Annotated in this window: 19 protein-coding genes; 12 read left to right on the forward strand and 7 right to left on the reverse strand. The window is 54.3% G+C overall.

The annotated features are described in order from the left end of the window. Positions 1-64: 64 nt before the first annotated feature. The gene (locus JUF11_RS08060) at positions 65-2581 is read right to left on the reverse strand and encodes a transglycosylase domain-containing protein (protein WP_204119144.1); all 2517 of its coding nucleotides are present in this window, start codon (positions 2579-2581) and stop codon (positions 65-67) included. Positions 2582-2721: 140 nt separating this feature from the next. Between JUF11_RS08060 and JUF11_RS08065 the strand changes: the two genes are divergently transcribed. Further along, positions 2722-3402, forward strand: coding sequence for a YjjG family noncanonical pyrimidine nucleotidase (locus JUF11_RS08065; protein WP_204119145.1), 681 nt, complete (start codon positions 2722-2724; stop codon positions 3400-3402). Positions 3403-3449: 47 nt separating this feature from the next. Here the strand turns inward: JUF11_RS08065 and JUF11_RS08070 are convergent, their stop codons facing one another. From JUF11_RS08070 to JUF11_RS08080, 3 genes are all read right to left on the reverse strand, one after another. Further along, positions 3450-4199 (reverse strand): biotin--[acetyl-CoA-carboxylase] ligase, encoded by a 750-nt coding sequence (locus JUF11_RS08070; RefSeq protein WP_204119146.1) that lies wholly within the window; start codon positions 4197-4199, stop codon positions 3450-3452. 48 nt (positions 4200-4247) lie between these two features. Then, complete coding sequence (gene pepV, locus JUF11_RS08075; protein ID WP_373305863.1) at positions 4248-5648, reverse strand: dipeptidase PepV; 1401 nt, start codon at positions 5646-5648, stop codon at positions 4248-4250. Positions 5649-5738: 90 nt separating this feature from the next. Then, complete coding sequence (locus tag JUF11_RS08080; RefSeq protein ID WP_204119148.1) at positions 5739-7037, reverse strand: glycerophosphodiester phosphodiesterase; 1299 nt, start codon at positions 7035-7037, stop codon at positions 5739-5741. A gap of 129 nt (positions 7038-7166) precedes the next feature. Between JUF11_RS08080 and JUF11_RS08085 the strand changes: the two genes are divergently transcribed. The 9 genes from JUF11_RS08085 (at position 7167) to JUF11_RS08125 (ending at position 13094) form a co-directional block, all read left to right on the forward strand. Beyond that, positions 7167-7481, forward strand: a complete 315-nt coding sequence (locus JUF11_RS08085) for a hypothetical protein (RefSeq protein WP_204119149.1) — start codon at positions 7167-7169, stop codon at positions 7479-7481. Continuing rightward, positions 7447-8532 carry a YibE/F family protein gene (locus JUF11_RS08090; protein WP_236000492.1) on the forward strand — a complete coding sequence of 362 codons (1086 nt, stop codon included), beginning with the start codon at positions 7447-7449 and terminating at the stop codon, positions 8530-8532. The genes JUF11_RS08085 and JUF11_RS08090 overlap by 35 nt, the downstream gene beginning before the upstream one ends. Then, the gene (locus tag JUF11_RS08095; protein WP_204119150.1) at positions 8529-9260 is read left to right on the forward strand and encodes a YibE/F family protein; all 732 of its coding nucleotides are present in this window, start codon (positions 8529-8531) and stop codon (positions 9258-9260) included. Before JUF11_RS08090 ends, JUF11_RS08095 begins: the two co-directional genes overlap by 4 nt. After that, positions 9257-9874 (forward strand): metallophosphoesterase, encoded by a 618-nt coding sequence (locus tag JUF11_RS08100; protein ID WP_204119151.1) that lies wholly within the window; start codon positions 9257-9259, stop codon positions 9872-9874. The genes JUF11_RS08095 and JUF11_RS08100 overlap by 4 nt, the downstream gene beginning before the upstream one ends. Before the next feature lie 62 nt (positions 9875-9936). Next, on the forward strand, positions 9937-10182 hold the full coding sequence (locus tag JUF11_RS08105; protein ID WP_204119152.1) for a hypothetical protein: 246 nt from the start codon (positions 9937-9939) through the stop codon (positions 10180-10182). 100 nt (positions 10183-10282) lie between these two features. Continuing rightward, the gene (locus JUF11_RS08110) at positions 10283-11089 is read left to right on the forward strand and encodes a hypothetical protein (protein WP_204119153.1); all 807 of its coding nucleotides are present in this window, start codon (positions 10283-10285) and stop codon (positions 11087-11089) included. Positions 11090-11198: 109 nt separating this feature from the next. Further along, positions 11199-11672 carry a YutD family protein gene (locus tag JUF11_RS08115; protein WP_236000493.1) on the forward strand — a complete coding sequence of 158 codons (474 nt, stop codon included), beginning with the start codon at positions 11199-11201 and terminating at the stop codon, positions 11670-11672. 17 nt (positions 11673-11689) lie between these two features. Next, entirely contained in the window at positions 11690-12466 is a 777-nt protein-coding gene (locus JUF11_RS08120) for a TIGR01457 family HAD-type hydrolase (RefSeq protein WP_204119155.1), read from the forward strand. 1 nt (position 12467) lies between these two features. After that, positions 12468-13094 carry a TIGR01906 family membrane protein gene (locus JUF11_RS08125; protein ID WP_204119156.1) on the forward strand — a complete coding sequence of 209 codons (627 nt, stop codon included), beginning with the start codon at positions 12468-12470 and terminating at the stop codon, positions 13092-13094. A 48-nt stretch (positions 13095-13142) separates the two neighbouring features. On the opposite strand, the gene JUF11_RS08130 is transcribed toward JUF11_RS08125, so the two are convergent. The 3 genes from JUF11_RS08130 to JUF11_RS08140 all read right to left on the reverse strand — a co-directional run bounded on the left by JUF11_RS08130 (position 13143) and on the right by JUF11_RS08140 (position 15419). Continuing rightward, on the reverse strand, positions 13143-13787 hold the full coding sequence (locus tag JUF11_RS08130) for a VTT domain-containing protein (RefSeq protein ID WP_203633727.1): 645 nt from the start codon (positions 13785-13787) through the stop codon (positions 13143-13145). A 108-nt stretch (positions 13788-13895) separates the two neighbouring features. Further along, positions 13896-14399, reverse strand: a complete 504-nt coding sequence (locus JUF11_RS08135) for a phosphatidylglycerophosphatase A family protein (protein ID WP_125579951.1) — start codon at positions 14397-14399, stop codon at positions 13896-13898. Between the two features lie 36 nt (positions 14400-14435). Continuing rightward, on the reverse strand, positions 14436-15419 hold the full coding sequence (locus JUF11_RS08140; RefSeq protein ID WP_204119157.1) for an NAD(P)/FAD-dependent oxidoreductase: 984 nt from the start codon (positions 15417-15419) through the stop codon (positions 14436-14438). Between the two features lie 151 nt (positions 15420-15570). Here JUF11_RS08140 and JUF11_RS08145 point away from each other — a divergent pair, with 151 nt between their 5' ends. Continuing rightward, positions 15571-16146, forward strand: a complete 576-nt coding sequence (locus tag JUF11_RS08145) for a peptidylprolyl isomerase (RefSeq protein WP_204119158.1) — start codon at positions 15571-15573, stop codon at positions 16144-16146. A gap of 72 nt (positions 16147-16218) precedes the next feature. After that, positions 16219-16599: a CvfD/Ygs/GSP13 family RNA-binding post-transcriptional regulator gene (locus JUF11_RS08150; RefSeq protein ID WP_125579688.1), complete on the forward strand. Its 381-nt coding sequence runs from the start codon at positions 16219-16221 to the stop codon at positions 16597-16599. Positions 16600-17037 lie beyond the last annotated feature (438 nt).

Below are 17037 nucleotides of genomic sequence, written 5' to 3' on the forward strand. Positions count from 1 at the left end.
GCTGATGCTGCGGGATTTTTGATTCCGACCACGAAAAAACCGCGCTGATTGCGCGGTTAGCTCATTATTGATTGGCTTCAGTGGTGGTCGGAGCAGTGCTCGAGGAGCTGGCCGCACTGGAAGAACTGCTGCTGTTAGCTTCATCAGCTTTCGCGGCATCGGTTTGGTCAGCCTCATCGCCACTCTTCTTTTGCCCATAACTATCATCGTTGCCGCCTTGCAGGGAGGCCCAGAAGTCGGTGTAATTAGCGGTGGTACCGCCAATGCCAAACTGGGCCTGGGTGACGCCTGGGGTATAGCCATAGGACAAGGCTTCTGCGGTGCTGCCGGTGAGGCTAAAGGTCTTACCGTTATAGGTGACATCCCCATTTTTCAGGCCGGTTTCGGCATTGACGGTGGTGGACTTGACGGCGCTTGGCCGCTGCATGGTGTCGCTTAAGGCAAAGAGCTTCGGGTCAAGGGCATAAACGGCATTGGCCAATGCCGCCCAATAGCGCTGGTTAATGGCACTACCGCTGGAACTGAGCGTGTGGTTAGCGCCGTTGGCATTGTCGTAGCCCATCCAACTGGCCATGGTGATGCCTGGGGTGGAGCCGATAAACCAGAGGTCTTTGTAGTCGTTAGAAGTCCCGGTTTTGGCAATTAGGTTGCTAGCGTTGAAGTTGACATTCTCCCCGGCGTAAATCCCGGTCCCACTGGTCACGGTTTGATGCAACATTTGCGTCAAGATGTAAGCCGTGGCCTTCGAGAAGACATGGCGGGTTACCGTTTTGTGCTGGTAAATGACCTTGCCGGAAGGATCTTCGATGCGGTCAATGACGTAAGGCGAAACATTGCTACCGCCGCGGGCAAAGGTGGCAAAGGCACTGGCCGCTTCCTGCACTGTTTCACCGTAGTCTGTCCCGCCAAGGGCTAAGCCTAAGGTGGCATAGTCGTTATCGGTTAAGGTCGTGACGCCCATTTTGGTCATGTAGGCTTTCACATCCACGCTTTTGCGCAGTTCTTGGTACAAGTTGACGGTGGGGATGTTCAGCGAGTTCTTCAGGGCCGTGGTGGCATCTACGAACTTATTCAAAATCGTGTTGCCATAGTCGGTGACGGAATAGCCGCCGCCAAAGTCCTTCTTGAAGTCAGCGAGCATGGTGCGACTGCTAATAATGCCGCTGTCGATAGCGGGGCCGTAAACCAGCGTTGGCTTAATCGAGGACCCAGGGGAGCGCTTGGTGTAGATGTGATTGACTTGCCCGGCCGTGCCGCCAACAAAGCCCAAAATCGCCCCGGTTTGATTATCCAACAGCACGGTCCCGTTTTGCACTGGCGCCGAGGTCTTGGTGTAGCCGCCGGTGACGCTGTCTTTGACGTAGCCCGTGTAAGTATAGCCAAAACTGCCTTTATAGTTGGCCACCACTTTTTGCATGGCGTCATAAATCGGCTTGTTCAAGGTGGAGTGCACTTGGTAACCCTTGGTGGCGAGCAGCTTGCTGGCATCCTTGTCGTAAGTTTGGGTCAAGCTGGAGCTGCCTTCAAGCTGGGTTTTGGTGTAACCATCGGCTTTGGCCAATTGCTGGGCCAAGATGGTCTGGGCCTCGCTTTGCACCATGGTGTACACATAGTCATCCGAGCTGACGGTACTTTCCGCATTGCCTGGCGTGAGCAAAGCGGCTTTGAGATCAAACGCCTTGGCTTCGTCATATTCGGCCTTGGTAATGGTGCCAGCGCGATACATCCGAAACAAGACGGTTTTTTCACGGTTAAAGCCAGCGGAGAGATCAGACTTGAAGGCCCCAGTGTTGGTGTAAGGCGTGTAGACAGAAGGGCTTTGCGGCAGCCCGGCGATGTAGGCGGACTCGGCCAAATTCAGATCCTTGGCATGCTTGCCGAACAGTCCCAGCGCCGCGGTTTCCACCCCGGCAATATTTTGTCCGGTGTGATTGCGGCCAAGGGTGATGATGTTCAGGTATTCCTCTAAAATCCGCGCCTTGCTGTAGTGGTGATTGAGCCGCAGCGCGTACATGATTTCCACGGCCTTACGTTTAAAGGTGGTTTGCGAATTCAAAAATTGCAGTTTGACGACCTGTTGGGTCAAAGTCGAGCCCCCGGTTTGGCTGCCCAAGCCGGTGACTTCCGCAAACACGGCGCGAATCAGCGCTTTCGGCACCACGCCATGGTTGGTCCAAAAATCCTCATCTTCGGTGGCGACAATCGCTTTTTGCAACCAAGGTGAGACCTTGTCCAAACTGACGGTATCACGCAGGAGGTCACTTTTAACATGGCCAATGGACTGATTGTTGGCATAAAACAGCTGGGTCGAGGTGTCGACATTGGCCAAGGTGCGGGTCATTTCGGCCTTGGTTGGGACCGCAGTGTCATTGATGATGGAAGCAAAATAGCCGCCGAGCAGGCCCACGCCAAACGCCAGTAAAATCAAGGCTAGCCCAACACTGTAGTAAATTAACGACCGCAGGGTATGCAAGGCGACCCGCAGGTATAAGGGCCAAGTGGCCTTGCTGAAAGGCGGCAAGGCCACTTTTTGCGCCTTGGGTGCCTGCTGCTTTTTTTGGTGATGCTTAGACTCTCGCACGTTTGAAATCCCCCAGATTACAACTAATTACGCATCATTATACCCCAAAACCACCCCTCGGTCATGCCGCTGCTGGCGGCCGCAATCGGCGATGCATTCTCGCGGCCGGCATACTAGACTAGCGATATGGAGGCGGAGGCATGTATCGAACGATTTTATTTGATGTGGATGACACCTTGCTCGACTTCGAAGCAGGGGAACTGGCTTGCTTAAAGCAGACCATTGAAGACTTTGGCGCCCGGTACACACCGCGGCTTGAGGCGCGGTATCTCACCATCAACGCTGGGCTGTGGGTGGATTTTGAAGCAGGCCGCATTCCGCGCCAGCAGATTTTTGCCCGCCGCTTTACCCAGTTGTTCAAAGAATTTGGCGTCGAGGCAGATGGGCTGGCCGCGGAGAAGCATTATCATAAAATGCTGGATCAACAAGCGATTGTGCTTCCCCATGTGGCAGAAACCCTTGAGGCCCTCAGTGATTACCGCTTGTATGTGGTGTCCAACGGTGTGATTGAAGTGCAGCGCCAGCGCCTGGCCAAAGCCGGGCTGATTGATGCCTTTGCTGATATCTTTGTTTCGGATGCCATCGGCGCCCCGAAGCCCACCATGGCCTTCTTTGATTACGTGGCCAAACATATTCCCAAATTTGACGCGGCCACGACCTTGATTGTTGGCGATTCGCTGACCTCTGATATTCAAGGGGGCCGCAACGCCAAAATCGATTCGGTATGGTTCAACCCGCATTTCAAACCTAATCGCACCACCGTGATACCGGTTTACCAACTGAGCGAATTTAGTGATCTGACGAAAATTGCTGCGGAATAGTGCAAACAAAGGGGAGTGGCTGTCAAGCCACTCCCCTTTGTTTGCGTTTAGACGAGCCGGATGCTGCCAGTAGTGGTGGTGATCAGCCCCTGCGGTGTCAGGAGCTGTAGCGCGCCATCCGCCGTGAAGCCTTGAACGGTGCCACGCTGGTCAACGCCGGCGCCGGCAAGCGTCACGGTCCGGCCCAGCCAGGCGGCATGCTGCCGGTAAGCCGGCATGATTTGAGCAGGCGTCTGCAGCAGCTGGGTGAAATGAATGAGCCACTGGGCCAGCAAAGCTGGCCGCAAGTCATTCGCCGGCGCGGCGGTTAGTAGCGCACCGATGGGCAGGCCCAGCTTAGTTTCGTGCCGCTCGGCGCTCGGGGTGAGATTGACGCCGACTCCGATCAGCACCGTGGGCTGCGGCTCAGGCAAAAAGGTGGCCATGATGCCGGCGACTTTGCGGTCGTTCACCAGCAAATCATTGACCCACTTAATCGTGGCCGTGACTTGGACCACCCGGCTGACGGTTTGTTGCAAGGCCACGCCAGCAGCTGGGGTCAACAGGGCGGTGGCAGCCGGTGCCGGCATTGCATAAGTGAAATAAAGCCCTGCGACCGGCGGCGAATCAAAATGATGGCCGCGCCGGCCAATGCCAGCCGTTTGCTCATCAGCTAGCAGCAAAAACGGGGCGCGGCGACCACTTTGAATTTGTCGTTCTGCCACCAACATCGTCGAGTCCACGGTTGCAAAATGGGTGATCGAGATTGCCGCCAAGGTAGGCGGGAGCTGGGCTTTGAGGTCATTAATGACGGACATACTTTCACCTCACAGAAAAACCGCGGACCAGCCGCGGTTTCAGTTTCGTTATTGCGCTAAGCGACTGATGGCATCGGCGTAGATGGCCACCGCCTGAATAATGCTATCGACTGCCATGTATTCGTTGGCTTGATGCATCACGTTTTCCGCATCAGGCATCAAGGCCCCAAACGCCACGCCGCGGTCGATGATGCGGCCATAAGTGCCGCCGCCAATCACCTGTTCAAAGCCGGGTTGGCCGGTGTGATCTTGATACACTTGCAGCAGGGTTTTCACCAGTGGATCATCACCAGCGACATAATGCGGGGCCTGGGCATGGCCGTTCACGGAAACTGTCACGGTGTCCGCCCCTAAAGCGGCGGTAATGCCGGCAATGATGGTGTCTGGATCCGTGCCTTGCGGGTACCGCACATTCAGCAGCACTTGCTGCTTGCCGGCTGGTTCGTAGGTCAACAGATCAGGGCTAGCGGTTAATTCACCCATGACGGCATCTTTGTGGTTAATGCCCAGCAGGTGGCCGCGAGAGTCTTCATGCATGTGGGCCGCAATCGCACTGACATATTGCTTGCCAGCTGGATCCAGCGGCAATTGGTTCAGCAAGGTGGCCAGGAAGGTCGCCGCGTTGATGCCGTCGCTTGGTTCCTGGGCATGCGCGCCTTTCCCCGTCATGGTCAGCGTGATGCCATTGGCCGCCGGGCTGGTTTCAACGTGAATCCCTTTTTGCTGGTTAGCCGCCGCCAGCAGGGTGTCCAGGCTCGTTGGAATCTCCCCTGCCAAAGTGGCGGTGGCGCTTTGCGGCACCATGTTCACCCGCAGACCAGCGCTAAATGACGTCAGCTGCAACGCCCCGGTGGTTGGCTGCGGCTTGAAATCAATGGCGAAAGTGGCAATGCCTTTTTCCCCGTTGATAATTGGGAATTCCGAATCCGGCGAGAAACCAAAATCAGGCGCGGGTTCGGTTTCTAAGTAACGATGGATGCCGACCCAATCAGACTCTTCGTCGGTACCGATGATGAAGTGAATCTTCTTGTTAATCGGGCACTTCAAGTCGCGCACCAACTTCAACGCATAGTACGCAGCGATGCTTGGCCCCTTATCATCAGAGGAGCCCCGGGCATAAAGCTTGCCATCTTTAATCACGGGATCGAAGGGATCGGTGTTCCAGCCTGGGCCGGCCGGGACGACATCCATGTGGCCAAATAAGCCGAAGATCTCGTCGCCTTGGCCTAATTCGATGCGGCCGGCCACATTGTCGATGTTCAAGGTGTTAAACCCATCGCGTTCCGCCATGGCGAGCATGGTGTTCAGCGCCTTGGCCGGGCCAGGGCCAAGCGGGGCGGCGTCAGTTTTGTGCGCCACGTCGCGCTGTGAGTCGATTTTCAAAAGGGTGGTCAAATCTTCAAGGAGTTGAGGACGGATCTTTTCTGCTTCAGCTTGCCAATTGGTCATGGTCATCCCTGCTTTCTTTAGTTGATTAATTAAACCATATCATATTGCCATAAAAGACAACTAGTGAAAACGATTAGAAATGCCTACTTTTTACGCCCCGAGGCGAGTCGGAGTCAGTAGGCTGGAATTCGGGGTCAGGCGCAAGGCCACTTGCAAGTGCGGCATGGCCGGCGCATCAAGGGTTGGCGTCAGGCGCAGCTGCAAGGCACTGGCTTTGAGCCAGCCTTGCGCCACATGCAGCCAAGGCGTGCCGCCAGTGAGATGCACAGCATCAATCGTGACCGGCGTGTTGTTGGCCAACAAGGCACACTGGCCGCTGCTGGTTTGGGGCAGGGGATGCAAAGCCGCCCCAAGGCCCTGGTGGTGAATCCAGGCGGTTTGGCCCAGGAGTTGATTGGCCCAGCCAGCCGTCGGCGCAAAGTTAACCGTCAAAGCCGCCACAAACTGATTTTGTGAGAGTTGATAGAAGGTTTGACCGCCACTTTTGACTTCCTTTAGCACGTCAAAGGTCGCCACTGGGGCAATCGTGCGCTGGGTAGGGGTTGGCGTGTACGGATTTTGATAAATGGGTAGACTGGTTAAGGAAGAATTGCTGGCCAAGCCACTGCGGTTCACTGTGGTGGCTTCCGCTTTCAAGGTGGCATATTGATGGGCAATGGCCGGATAGTTGGTGACCACGCCATCGATATTCAAGTTCACCAGCCATTGCCACTTGGCCGGCGTTTCCGTCATTTCATCCCAGGCGAACACTTTTTGCCCAATGGCATGCAGCGAGCTGACCAGCGGCTTGGTCAACAAATCGGTGGAGACGTCGATGCCATTGACCCACTGAAAGACGCTGTAGTTGATGCGTTTTAGCGAGCCGACAATGAACAGGCGCGGACAGTTGGGCAGCAATTTTTGCAGCCGCTTGAGACTACTTAAGGAAAAAGAATGAAACATGACCCGGTTTTGCATGCCATACTGGGTCACAAGGGCGGCAATCTTCTTTTCCAAGTCTGGATGGGGCTCGCCTTTGACGATTTTAGTTTCAATTAGAAACTTTTGCTGGCCGCTTTGGTAATGCGCAAAGAGTTCCTGCAGACTGTGAACCGGTTCGCCATTTTTGGTATGATAACCATGCAAAACGGCGTAAGGCGTCTGGGCAATGAGCGCATTGTGGCCGGTCATGCGTTGAATGTTATCATCGTGTTGAATGACCAACACGCCATCTTGGCTTTCATGGACATCCAATTCCACATAATCACTGCCGCGGGCAAAAGCGGCATCGTCGCTTTGAAATGTTTCTTCCGGCGCATCGATTGGATCACCGCGATGACCCACGACGGTAAAGCCGGCAGTCAGCAAATACAATCCAATCAAGGCGCCAATCCATAACCGTTTCGGCATGAGGCGCTCCTTTCACTCGTTGGCCGCAGTGCGACCGCTAACAAAACCTTAGCACAAAAAAACCGGGATGAAAAACCACACCGACTGCCGGTGCATCAAGATCCCGCTGAATCAGCAAAGGAGATTATTATGGCGCAAAAATATGAAACTTTTGATTTACTGCAAGAAATCACGTTAAATGATGGCCGTCGCTACATTGAACTTGGCAATATCATGATGAATGGCCGCGCGGAAAAAGCGGCGATCAAGGGCTTGATCAGGCGTGTCCGCATTTTGCAGCTCAATATCCCGCACTCCAACGCGGTGAAGGTGTATGAACAATACGTCAATGAGCACTACAAATTCCCCCCGTTTGATCTCGACCAGTGGGAAGAATGGGCGAAGCCAGAAGGACCGGTGAAACAAGCGTATGATGAAATCTTACGCCAAAACCATATTGGCTAAACCTTGGCGCTGGCTGTTGCCAGTGCTGAGTTTTTTCGTGGTCCTGGGGCTCACGCGGCTGGATGCCCCGTTGTACCACCAGCCCATTGTGCAAGTTACCGCCGTCCACACCGGCAAGGCCCAAAAGCAAGTGGATAACTTTGATAATCATGACGTCACCCATCGCCAGCAAGTGCAGGCCAAGTTCCTGAACACCGCGCGGCGCGGGCAAGTCATCACGTTGAGTAATACGTATTCCGGCTCGGGGGCGCTAGATACCCCGCTGCGCCGCGGCGACCAAGTGTTTGTCGAGCGGCAGGCGGGCCGCTATCAACTCAAAGATGAAAAACGAGATGGCGCAGTGCTAGGCTTGCTGGCTGCCACAGTTTGGCTCATGGCCCTGGTGATGAAAAAACGGGTCTGGCTGACTTTTGGCAGTATTTTGGCCAATGCGGGGCTGCTGCTGGTGACCTTGCATGTGGAAACCACGAGCAATCAAAAGTTGGCTTATGCTTTGTTTAGCCTGATGGCGGTGTTGTTTACCGTGGTGACCACAGTGTTTATTGCCGGAATCAAGCGTCAAGCTGCCGTGATTGCCGTGGCCACATTAGGCGCCACCGCCTTGTCCTTAGCGCTGGGCTACGGCTTGTTTGCGGCGACTGGCTATCGGGATTTGCACATTGAGGCGGTGGAATATGTGACCCAGGTGCCGCAACTGTTGTTTTTCGTCCAGATCATGATTGGTTCGCTAGGGGCGGTGCTCGATGAAAGCAACGACATCGCCGTGGCGGTGATGCAGTTGCCAGCCGGCTTTAAGCGGCGGTTTCAGGCCGGGATGGCGATTGGCCGCAATGTCATGGGCCCGCTGATTGCGGTGCTGTTCATGATTTTTATGGCCGATACTTTTACTGAAAGCATCTTGTGGCTGCGCAATGACAATGCGATTTCGCAAACCTTTATCTGGGTGATGGGCCTGGGCTTTGCGCAGGCGCTGATTTCGGCGTTTGGCATTGTACTGGCAGTACCACTAACGAGTCTGCTGGCGGCTTGGCCAAAGAAGGTGCAAGCATGAATACATTTGAAGCATTGCTTTTGGCGCTGCTAGTGTTGATGGTGGCAGTTGGCGGCAGGCAAGGCGTCAGCAATTTCTTAGCCGTGATGATTAATTTCCTGCTGATGATGCTGGCGGTGATCTTGATGGCTGGCGGGTTTAATCCCATCGGCGTGGCAGCGGTGCTGGGGTTGGTGGTGCTGGCCACCACGATTTTCTTGTCGACCCGAGACAGTGATGTGGCCCAAACCGCTTTTGTGGCGGCACTGCTGGTGATGCTAGGCATGCTGCTGGTGATCGGCATCGGCGTGCGGTATGCGCATGTGGCAGGCTTTGGCACCGAGGATTCCGAGGCGCTGGAAGGTTACAACCTGCTGATTGGCGTCAGTTTTCCGCACATTTTGATCGCCACTGCGCTGTTTTCGACCCTTGGCGCGATTGCTGAAGCGGCAGTGGCAGTGGCGGCGGGGATGAAGACGCTAGGCGCGGCCGCGGCTCCCGCGGGGCTGACGCAAATGGCGGCCGAAATCATTGGCACCGCGTTGAACACCTTGTTCTTTGGCTTTTTCGGCGGCTTTGCTGGGCTATTTCTGTGGTTCACGCAGTTGCGCTACCCGTTCTGGCAGGTGCTGAACAATCAAATTTTTGCCCGGGAACTGATTGAAGTCTTGTTTTCGATGATTGCCGTGACGCTGACGGTGCCCTTCACTATGTGGATCGTGCAGCGGCGGCAGGGAGGCCGTTCGTGAATTACTTTATTTCGGATACTCATTTTTTCCATGCGGACCTGCTTGGCCCCAATGATTTTGCGCCGCGGCTGTTTGATTCGGTGGCGGCGATGAACAATGCGCTAATCAGCGCCTGGAATGCACGCGTCGACGATGAGAATGACCGGGTCTATCATTTGGGGGACATTGCCATGAACCCAGAGGCGATGCCGACGGAGCAGGCGGTCCTGGCTGTGTTGACGCAGTTGCATGGGCAAATCGTCTTCATTAAGGGCAATCACGACTACCAGGCCCGCTTCAAGTTTCTTCACCGCCAAGATCCCGGCTGGCACGGCCAGCCCAAGTTCCTGTTTCATGACGTCGGCACCATCATCAAAGATGATCACACGCAGTTCATCATGACCCATTACCCGCTACTGTTGGGCATCACCCAGCAGACGCTGAATTTGCATGGCCATATTCATAACAGCATGGTGCCGATTGCTGAAAACATCAACGTCGGGGTGGATGCCCCGGAACGCCGGCTGGTGCCGAGCATTCAGGCCTTGCCTTGGGGCAGTCCCTTGTCTGCGGCCGAGGTGCATGAACTGGCGGCGGCCAAAAAAGCCTATTTGCAAAAACGGGGGCATAATTAGAAAGTTCACATTGATTTTTAATCTAAACCCCGGTAAACTGTTAAGCAAAGCGGGGTGGGGGATTGGAAAAACAAGTCAAAACAGAGCTCCAAGCACTGCGGCAGGCGCTCCTAGCAGCGGCGGACCGCAAAGCAGCGGGGCAGATCAACGCGTTAGTCACACTGGGTTTTCGCAAGCTGCAGCAAGGCGATTTTACGGCGGCGTATGTCACTTACAGTTTTTGGCCCCAGTTGGCCGTTTTCTTACCAGAGGCGGCCCAGCCAGCACTTCATGCGCAGCTGGTGCAACTGGAACAAGGGGAAGCATAATCGGTAGCGGCAGGGGAGCCGCTTCTTTTTTGCAATTCGGGGTAAGCGTTTTCTTTCCAACTCGTTTTTTCGTATAATCGAGGCAAAAGGAGTGGTCAAAATGAAAAAGCAATGGTTAGGACTGGCCGTGCTGGCTGTCATCGTGCTGGGCGGCTGTGGGCAGAAGCAAGCAACCAAGCCATCATCAAACAGTGCTAAGTCGAGCAAGGTCAGCAGTAAAAAAGCCAAGGCCAAAACCAAGGCCAGTTCAAGCAGCAGTCAGGCTTCAAGTTCAACCGCCGCGCCGGCGCAATCCCATCTGGCAACGCTCCACAGCGCCTTGCGCAAGCAAATTCCTGGGGCTAAATTCCCGCAGCAAGATCCTGCCGCCAGTGGGCAAGCCTTGAACGTTGCGGCAGCAGGCACGAGTGCCAACTATAAGTTGTATTTCAGTTTCGGCGCCGCTGCCGCTTTTCAGGCGAGCTCGCTGCCGCGGTCAAATGCCCCTTACGTGTTGACCAAAACCACGCCGGAATCAACTGCGGCGGCTGAAGCGGCAGATGCTGCCATCAACTATCAGGCCCTGCAGGCTGGTTTGCCAACGGTTGCGCTGGGCGATGGCTTGACTGGGACCAAGGAAGGCGCGGCCGGTTCGACTTATGTGACTTGGCATGAAGGCCGCTGGTCCTTGGTGGCCAGTGGGGTCAATCAAAATCAGGAAGACCCAGCCGCGTTGGCTAAGCAAGCCGTGAGCTTTTTAGCCCAAGCCAGTTTGCCGATTCCGGCCACCCATGGCGCGGTGGTGCTGCATGTGGCCAAAAGCAATGACCGGGTCAACACCGTGGCCTGGCGCGAGAACAGTGCCTACTATCAACTTAGTGGCATTGACCCGCTGATGACCTTGCGCTTGGCAACTTTGCTCCGCTAGGTGGACGCAGGCGCCTGTGCTATACTAGATGCTATTGTAGGTCAAAGGAGGTGGCAAAATGTCTGAACGGACCTTGAAAGAGCGGCCAGTACGCCAGCCGATTGTCCCCATGGCGCAAATCAGTCAGGTTGCCCCTGATTTGATCACGATTGATGGGCGGCGCTATCAGCTGGTTAAAGATCATAAAGCGGGCTTTGATAAGGCCAAGTTTGCCGAACGCTACATGGATGTTCTAGAAAAATATGATTACATCGTCGGCGACTGGGGTTATGAGCAATTGCGCCTGCGCGGGTTTTATCGCGATGACAATCGCCGCGCCAGCAAGGATCAGTTGATCGGGACGCTAGAAGATTACCTGTATGAATACTGCAATTTTGGCTGCGCCTTTTTCGTCTTGCAACGGCTGGATGCGCCGGCAGTGAAGCCTAAGCGGCGCCGCGGCGGTAAGAGTCATCATCGCAAGGCTGTGCCCTATGAAGAAAAAACAGTGAAGTCGCAGGCCCTTGCTGGCCGCGCCGAAACCGTGGCCAAGGCCAAACCGCGCAAACGCCACTTCACCATTAAAACGCGCGAATCTGATTGAGAAACAGGAGAAGATTTTTGACATATCAAGGTTATATGATTGATTTAGACGGGACGATGTATCGCGGCAAGGAGCGGATTCCAGAAGCGAAGGCTTTCGTGGAGCGCCTCCAGGCCAAGCACATCCCGTTTTTATTTTTGACGAATAATACCACCAAGTCGCCGGCTGATGTGTGCCGCAATTTGGCCGAAAACCATGACATTCACGCCGACCCGGCGCAGGTCTACACGCCTTCTTTGGCGACGGCGAGCTGGATTCAGCAGCAAAACGGGGGGGATGCGCGCGGCAAGTCCGTTTACGTGATCGGTGAGCTCGGCTTGAAGCAGGCCTTGTTGGATGTGGGACTGCGCTTTAACGAGTACGATCCTGATTACGTGGTGGTGGGGCTGGATTATGATGTCACCTATCACAAATTCGAGCTCGCCACGTTAGCCATTCAGCGGGGCGGCATGTTCATCGGCACCAACGCTGACACCAATCTCCCGAACGAACGCGGCCATGTGCCTGGCGCCGGTTCAGTGATTGCGTTGGTGGAGCGCAGCACTCAGCGCAAGGCCTTCTACATTGGCAAGCCCGAATCCATCATCATGACTCAGGCCTTGCATAAAATGGGCCTGACCAAGGAGCAGGTCGTGATGGTGGGCGATAATTACAATACCGACATCAAGGCCGGCATTAATGCGGGCATCGATACCTTGCTGGTGTATACCGGGATCTCCACCCGGGCCGATGTCGCTCAGCAAACGATTAAACCCACGCATGAAGTCGCCAGTTTGGCTGACTGGGAGGTTTAAGATGAAGCGGCTGGGGCAGCAGGTCTGCCTGTGGCTTTTCATCATCAGCGCGGTGGTGTGGGGCACGATTTTGCTGACCTACGCATTGTATCCGGTGTTCATGCACCTCGAGGATCTGCCAGCGGTGGCGGGGCTGAGTGGCGGCCGCCTTTATCACAATTATGTGCACCTGCTGACTTACCTGCAGGTGCCTGGGGTCGCGTTTAGCCTCCCGGATTTTCGCTGGTCGGCCAGTGGCGCGCAGCATTTTGCTGATGTCAAAAAGCTCTTTGTCCTGGCGATTGTGGTGTTTTGGGTGACGGTGTGGCCGGCCTGGCATTGGTTGCGCCAGCTGCGGCAGACGCACCAACGCTACTTGTTGATTCGGCCGTTTCAAATTGGGGCGCTGGTGCCGTTAGTGCTGGGGGCTTTGATGGCCGTGAACTTTGATGCGGTGTTCATCGGTTTTCATAAGCTGATGTTTCGCAATAATGATTGGTTGTTCGATCCTAGTGTGGATCCCGTCATCAATGTGCTGCCGGAGAATTTCTTCGCCGCCTGCTTCGCCCTCGCCTTGCTGCTGTTTGAAGCCATGATGGTCTGGGGACTGGTGAGTGGCCGGCGGGATGCCAAGCTTCAAGGCCAATAAAAAACGTGTTCGTCAGTTGACGAGCACGTTTTTGCTTATTAGCCGGGTTTAAGCGGCGGTTTTGTTGCGGCCGCGGAGCGCGGTGATCAGCACCGGAATCAGGGAAATCGCAATGATGCCCAGCACTACCACCGAGAAGTGTTCCTTCACGAAAGGCTGATTGCCAAAGAAGAACCCGGCAACGCAGCACAGGGTCACCCACAGAAAGCCGCCAATCAAGTTGTAGTGGATGAATTTTGGATAGTGCATGTTGGAACCGCCGGCCACAAACGGGGCGAAAGTTCGCACCAGAGGCATAAACCGGGCGATGGCGATGGTTTTACCACCATGGCGATTAAAGAAGTTTTCGGCTGATTTCAATTTATCGCGGTTGATCAGGCGCCCGAACAAGGAACTGTTAGAGGCGGCTAAGCCCAAATGGCGGCCGATTTCATAGTTGACAGTGTCGCCAATCACGGCCGCGGCGAAGAAGACGCCGAACAGCACCCAAATGTTCAGCCCATAGGCTTCGTTCGCAGCCAGCGCACAAGCCGCGAAGAGCAGCGAGTCACCAGGCAGGAAGGGAAACACCACCAGGCCGGTTTCGATAAACACCATCAAGAACAAAATCAGGTAAGTCCAGTTCCCAAAGCTAGAAACAATGGTCACCAAATGGGTGTCGATGTGTAGGATAAAGTCGATCAGTTGGGTCATGCTACTCCTCCGAGTTTAGTTTGGCTCCAGGTGGCGCTGGCGCACAGTATCTTGCTGCGCTTCATTATACCGGGTCTGGCGCGGGGCAGGCGTGGCCTTTGGATAAGTTTAATAATTATCGTCTTCCAATTCAGGATGCGAATGGGCCAGCCGGCTAGCAGCGGCGGCAGCAATCGCGCCAACTATATCATCCAAAAAGGTGTGGATAATGCCTGGTTCATGGGCATTCAAGACCGCCAAAATGCCAGGCTTGACGCGGTCAATGTAGCCATAATTGGTAAAGCCAATCGAGCCGTACACATTCACCACCGAGAAGGCCAGAATTTCGTCGACCCCATAGAGGCCTTCATCTTCTTCGATGATGTGCTGCAGCGGCTGGTCGAGTTTGCCCGCCTCCGCCAGTTTGTCGAGTTGGACGCCAGTCATGACCGCATTTTGGACTTCGCGCTTGCGCAGAACAATCATCACATTTTCGATGGCGTCGGGTAAAGTGAGATCAGGGATGAATTTTTCCTGGAGGAACATGACAAGTTCACCGATATCTTTGGGTTCCACCCCGCGTTCATGCAGTAAGGCAATCGTGTGTTCATAGAGCTTTTCTTCATTGGTGATGCTTTGTTGATCTGCCATTTGAATCGCTTCCTTTGGTTAATGATAAAGCTGTGAGCTGTGCAGGGCCTGGCGGCGTTCTGGATATAAGAAACTCAAGGCTTCGTTGACGGCAATCGGGGCTTCGCCAAAGCCGCTGGCGATTAATTTCAGTTTGCCAGGATAGCTGGCCACATCGCCGATGGCATAAATACCTTGGCGACTGGTGACCATGGTGGAGGCCACTTTAATGGCATTGCGGTCGAGATCCACCCCCCAGCTGCGCAACTGCTTGTTTTCACTCATGAAGCCGTAATTGACCAACAGCTTGTCGACGCGTAGTTGGCGTTTGGCCTCGCCGCGCACCTGCTTTAACGTGATGTCGATTTGGTGACCAGCCGCCTGCACGGATTCAATCAAAAATGGGGTGTGCAACTGGACAGGGCTGGCTTTTAATTCAGCCACGCTTGATTCTAAGGCGCGGAACTGATCACGGCGATGAATCAAGTTGACCTGCTTGGCGCGCGGGGCAATGGCTAAGGCCCAGTCAATGGCGGAATCCCCGCCGCCGGCAATGGCCACGGTGTCGCCATCGAAGGTCGCAAGGTCCCGCACAAAGTAGAAGACGTTTTTGTCGTCTAAGGCCGGGTCGTAATCCACGGCGAGGCGGCGCGGGGTGAAGGCCCCGCCACCAGTCGCGATAATCACCGTTTTGGTCAAAATCGGCTCCTGGGTGGTGTCGAGTTGATAGGTGCCATCATCGAGTCGATTGATGGCAGTGACAGTGGTGGCAGTTTTGATGGTGGGCTTGAAGTGGGTGACTTGTTTTTGCAGTTGCTCGACCAGCTGCTGGCCGCTGATGCCGGGAAAGCCCCCAATGTCATACAGCACCTTGGCGGGATACAAATTCCCGGTTTGGCCGCCTAAGTCGCTGAGACTTTCCACTAAAGCCACGTCAGCGGCATGTAGTCCGGCGTAAAAGGCGGCGAACATGCCGACTGGCCCGCCACCGATCACGGTGATTTCATACGTGTGTGTTGCCATTTGGATTCCTCGTTTCCTCTATGAACTATCTGCTTAACCGTACCATATTTTAGGCTTGGCAACCACGACCAGGTCGCCCCAGTTTGCCATTTAGTAGCACCGCGATTATGGTATAATGCTCCAGAATAAGATTGCTTAATAGGAGGAAACTATGTATCCACAACTCGAACTTGATACTTTCAGCGGCCCCAAAGCCGTTATGACCACGTCCATGGGTGACATCACCTTTGCTTTGTTTCCAGAGCAAGCCCCGAAAGCCGTGGAAAACTTCACGACCCTGGCTAAGCAGGGTTATTACGACGGCATCACCTTTCACCGGGTGATTCCTGACTTTATGATTCAAGGCGGCGATCCCACCGGTACCGGCGCTGGCGGTGAAAGCATGTGGGGCCAAGCCTTTGAAGATGAATTCAGTGCCTCGGTCTTTAATCTTAAAGGCGCGCTGTCCATGGCCAATGCTGGGCCTAACACGAATGGTAGCCAATTTTTCATTGTGTCCAACGAACACCTCAATCCGCAGATGGCGCAGCAATTGCCTGGCGCCGGTTATCCGCAGGCCGTGGTCGATGCTTATCAGCAAGGCGGCACCCCATGGCTTGACGGCCGGCACACGGTGTTTGGTCAAGTGATGGCCGGCATGGATGTGGTTGAAGCCATCAGCCGGGTCAAAACCAGCGCCGACAAACCCGACACGCCAATTACCATCGAACACATCACAATTGCCTAGTTTGAGTCACGGCTGAGCATTCGGTATACTGAATAGGTAAGCAGACTCACATCATAGAAATGAAGTGGCGCAATGAACTATCGGATCGGTGATATCGTCACCGGCAAGGTCACTGGCATTCAGCCCTACGGCGTTTTTGTTCTGCTCGATGATCGCCACCAAGGCCTGATCCACATTTCCGAGTGTCAACACGGTTTCGTGAAGGCACTAACGGATTTGTTCAAGGTCGGCCAGCAGGTCCAAGTGGTCATTTTGGATATTGATGAGTTTTCGGGCAAAATCAGTTTGTCCGTGCGGGCGTTGCAGCCGGCACCGGCGATGACCACTTACCGGCATCGCAAGCACTATTGGACGAACCGTAAGCTGCATTTAGGCTTTACCCCGATTGCCGAACGCCTCGATGGCTGGGTCAGCGAGTACCTTGGCCTGATGGAAAAGCACACAGACGACTAGTCGTGTGCTTTTTTCGTACATTGAATTTTGTTTATTCATTTTTGTTCGGAAATAGGCGAGATGAATAATCATTCTTTGCGCTCTTAGTGGCCAAATTTTCGCTTATTCTGTTTTTTTAGTGAATGTTGAATTAAGTGTTGACGCTAGGGGCTGTTGGCTGGTAAGATACTTGTTGTTGTCAAAACGGCAAGCGCAAATCGCTGCGCCGGCAAATGCTTGGAAGACGAATAATTATTCATTTCATGACATTTTAATTTGACAAGCAAAAAGCCATAAGATATACTGTTAAAGTTGTCTTTTGGACACAGTGGTCCTTTGAAAACTGAACAAAGTTTCGTAAATGTGATAGGGCTTTTCGATTTAAATCGAAGAGAATTAAACATGAGCGAAGTCAATTCGCAAACAACAAATCGAGCTATTCAAATAACTCATTATATG

This window comes from Lacticaseibacillus suilingensis, from assembly GCF_016861845.1.
GTDB lineage: Bacteria > Bacillota > Bacilli > Lactobacillales > Lactobacillaceae > Lacticaseibacillus > Lacticaseibacillus suilingensis.

What these genes read in the sequence shown, in the direction of transcription:
- pepV (WP_373305863.1), bottom strand. Translation starts at nt 5,648, where the DNA reads ATGACCAATTGGCAAGCTGAAGCAGAAAAGATCCGTCCTCAACTCCTT.
- JUF11_RS08070 (WP_204119146.1), bottom strand. Translation starts at nt 4,199, where the DNA reads ATGTCCGTCATTAATGACCTCAAAGCCCAGCTCCCGCCTACCTTGGCG.
- JUF11_RS08090 (WP_236000492.1), top strand. Translation starts at nt 7,447, where the DNA reads ATGATGAAATCTTACGCCAAAACCATATTGGCTAAACCTTGGCGCTGG.
- JUF11_RS08115 (WP_236000493.1), top strand. Translation starts at nt 11,199, where the DNA reads ATGGCGCAAATCAGTCAGGTTGCCCCTGATTTGATCACGATTGATGGG.
- JUF11_RS08065 (WP_204119145.1), top strand. Translation starts at nt 2,722, where the DNA reads ATGTATCGAACGATTTTATTTGATGTGGATGACACCTTGCTCGACTTC.
- JUF11_RS08130 (WP_203633727.1), bottom strand. Translation starts at nt 13,787, where the DNA reads ATGACCCAACTGATCGACTTTATCCTACACATCGACACCCATTTGGTG.
- JUF11_RS08085 (WP_204119149.1), top strand. Translation starts at nt 7,167, where the DNA reads ATGGCGCAAAAATATGAAACTTTTGATTTACTGCAAGAAATCACGTTA.
- JUF11_RS08145 (WP_204119158.1), top strand. Translation starts at nt 15,571, where the DNA reads ATGTATCCACAACTCGAACTTGATACTTTCAGCGGCCCCAAAGCCGTT.
- JUF11_RS08080 (WP_204119148.1), bottom strand. Translation starts at nt 7,037, where the DNA reads ATGCCGAAACGGTTATGGATTGGCGCCTTGATTGGATTGTATTTGCTG.
- JUF11_RS08110 (WP_204119153.1), top strand. Translation starts at nt 10,283, where the DNA reads ATGAAAAAGCAATGGTTAGGACTGGCCGTGCTGGCTGTCATCGTGCTG.
- JUF11_RS08095 (WP_204119150.1), top strand. Translation starts at nt 8,529, where the DNA reads ATGAATACATTTGAAGCATTGCTTTTGGCGCTGCTAGTGTTGATGGTG.
- JUF11_RS08150 (WP_125579688.1), top strand. Translation starts at nt 16,219, where the DNA reads ATGAACTATCGGATCGGTGATATCGTCACCGGCAAGGTCACTGGCATT.
- JUF11_RS08125 (WP_204119156.1), top strand. Translation starts at nt 12,468, where the DNA reads ATGAAGCGGCTGGGGCAGCAGGTCTGCCTGTGGCTTTTCATCATCAGC.
- JUF11_RS08140 (WP_204119157.1), bottom strand. Translation starts at nt 15,419, where the DNA reads ATGGCAACACACACGTATGAAATCACCGTGATCGGTGGCGGGCCAGTC.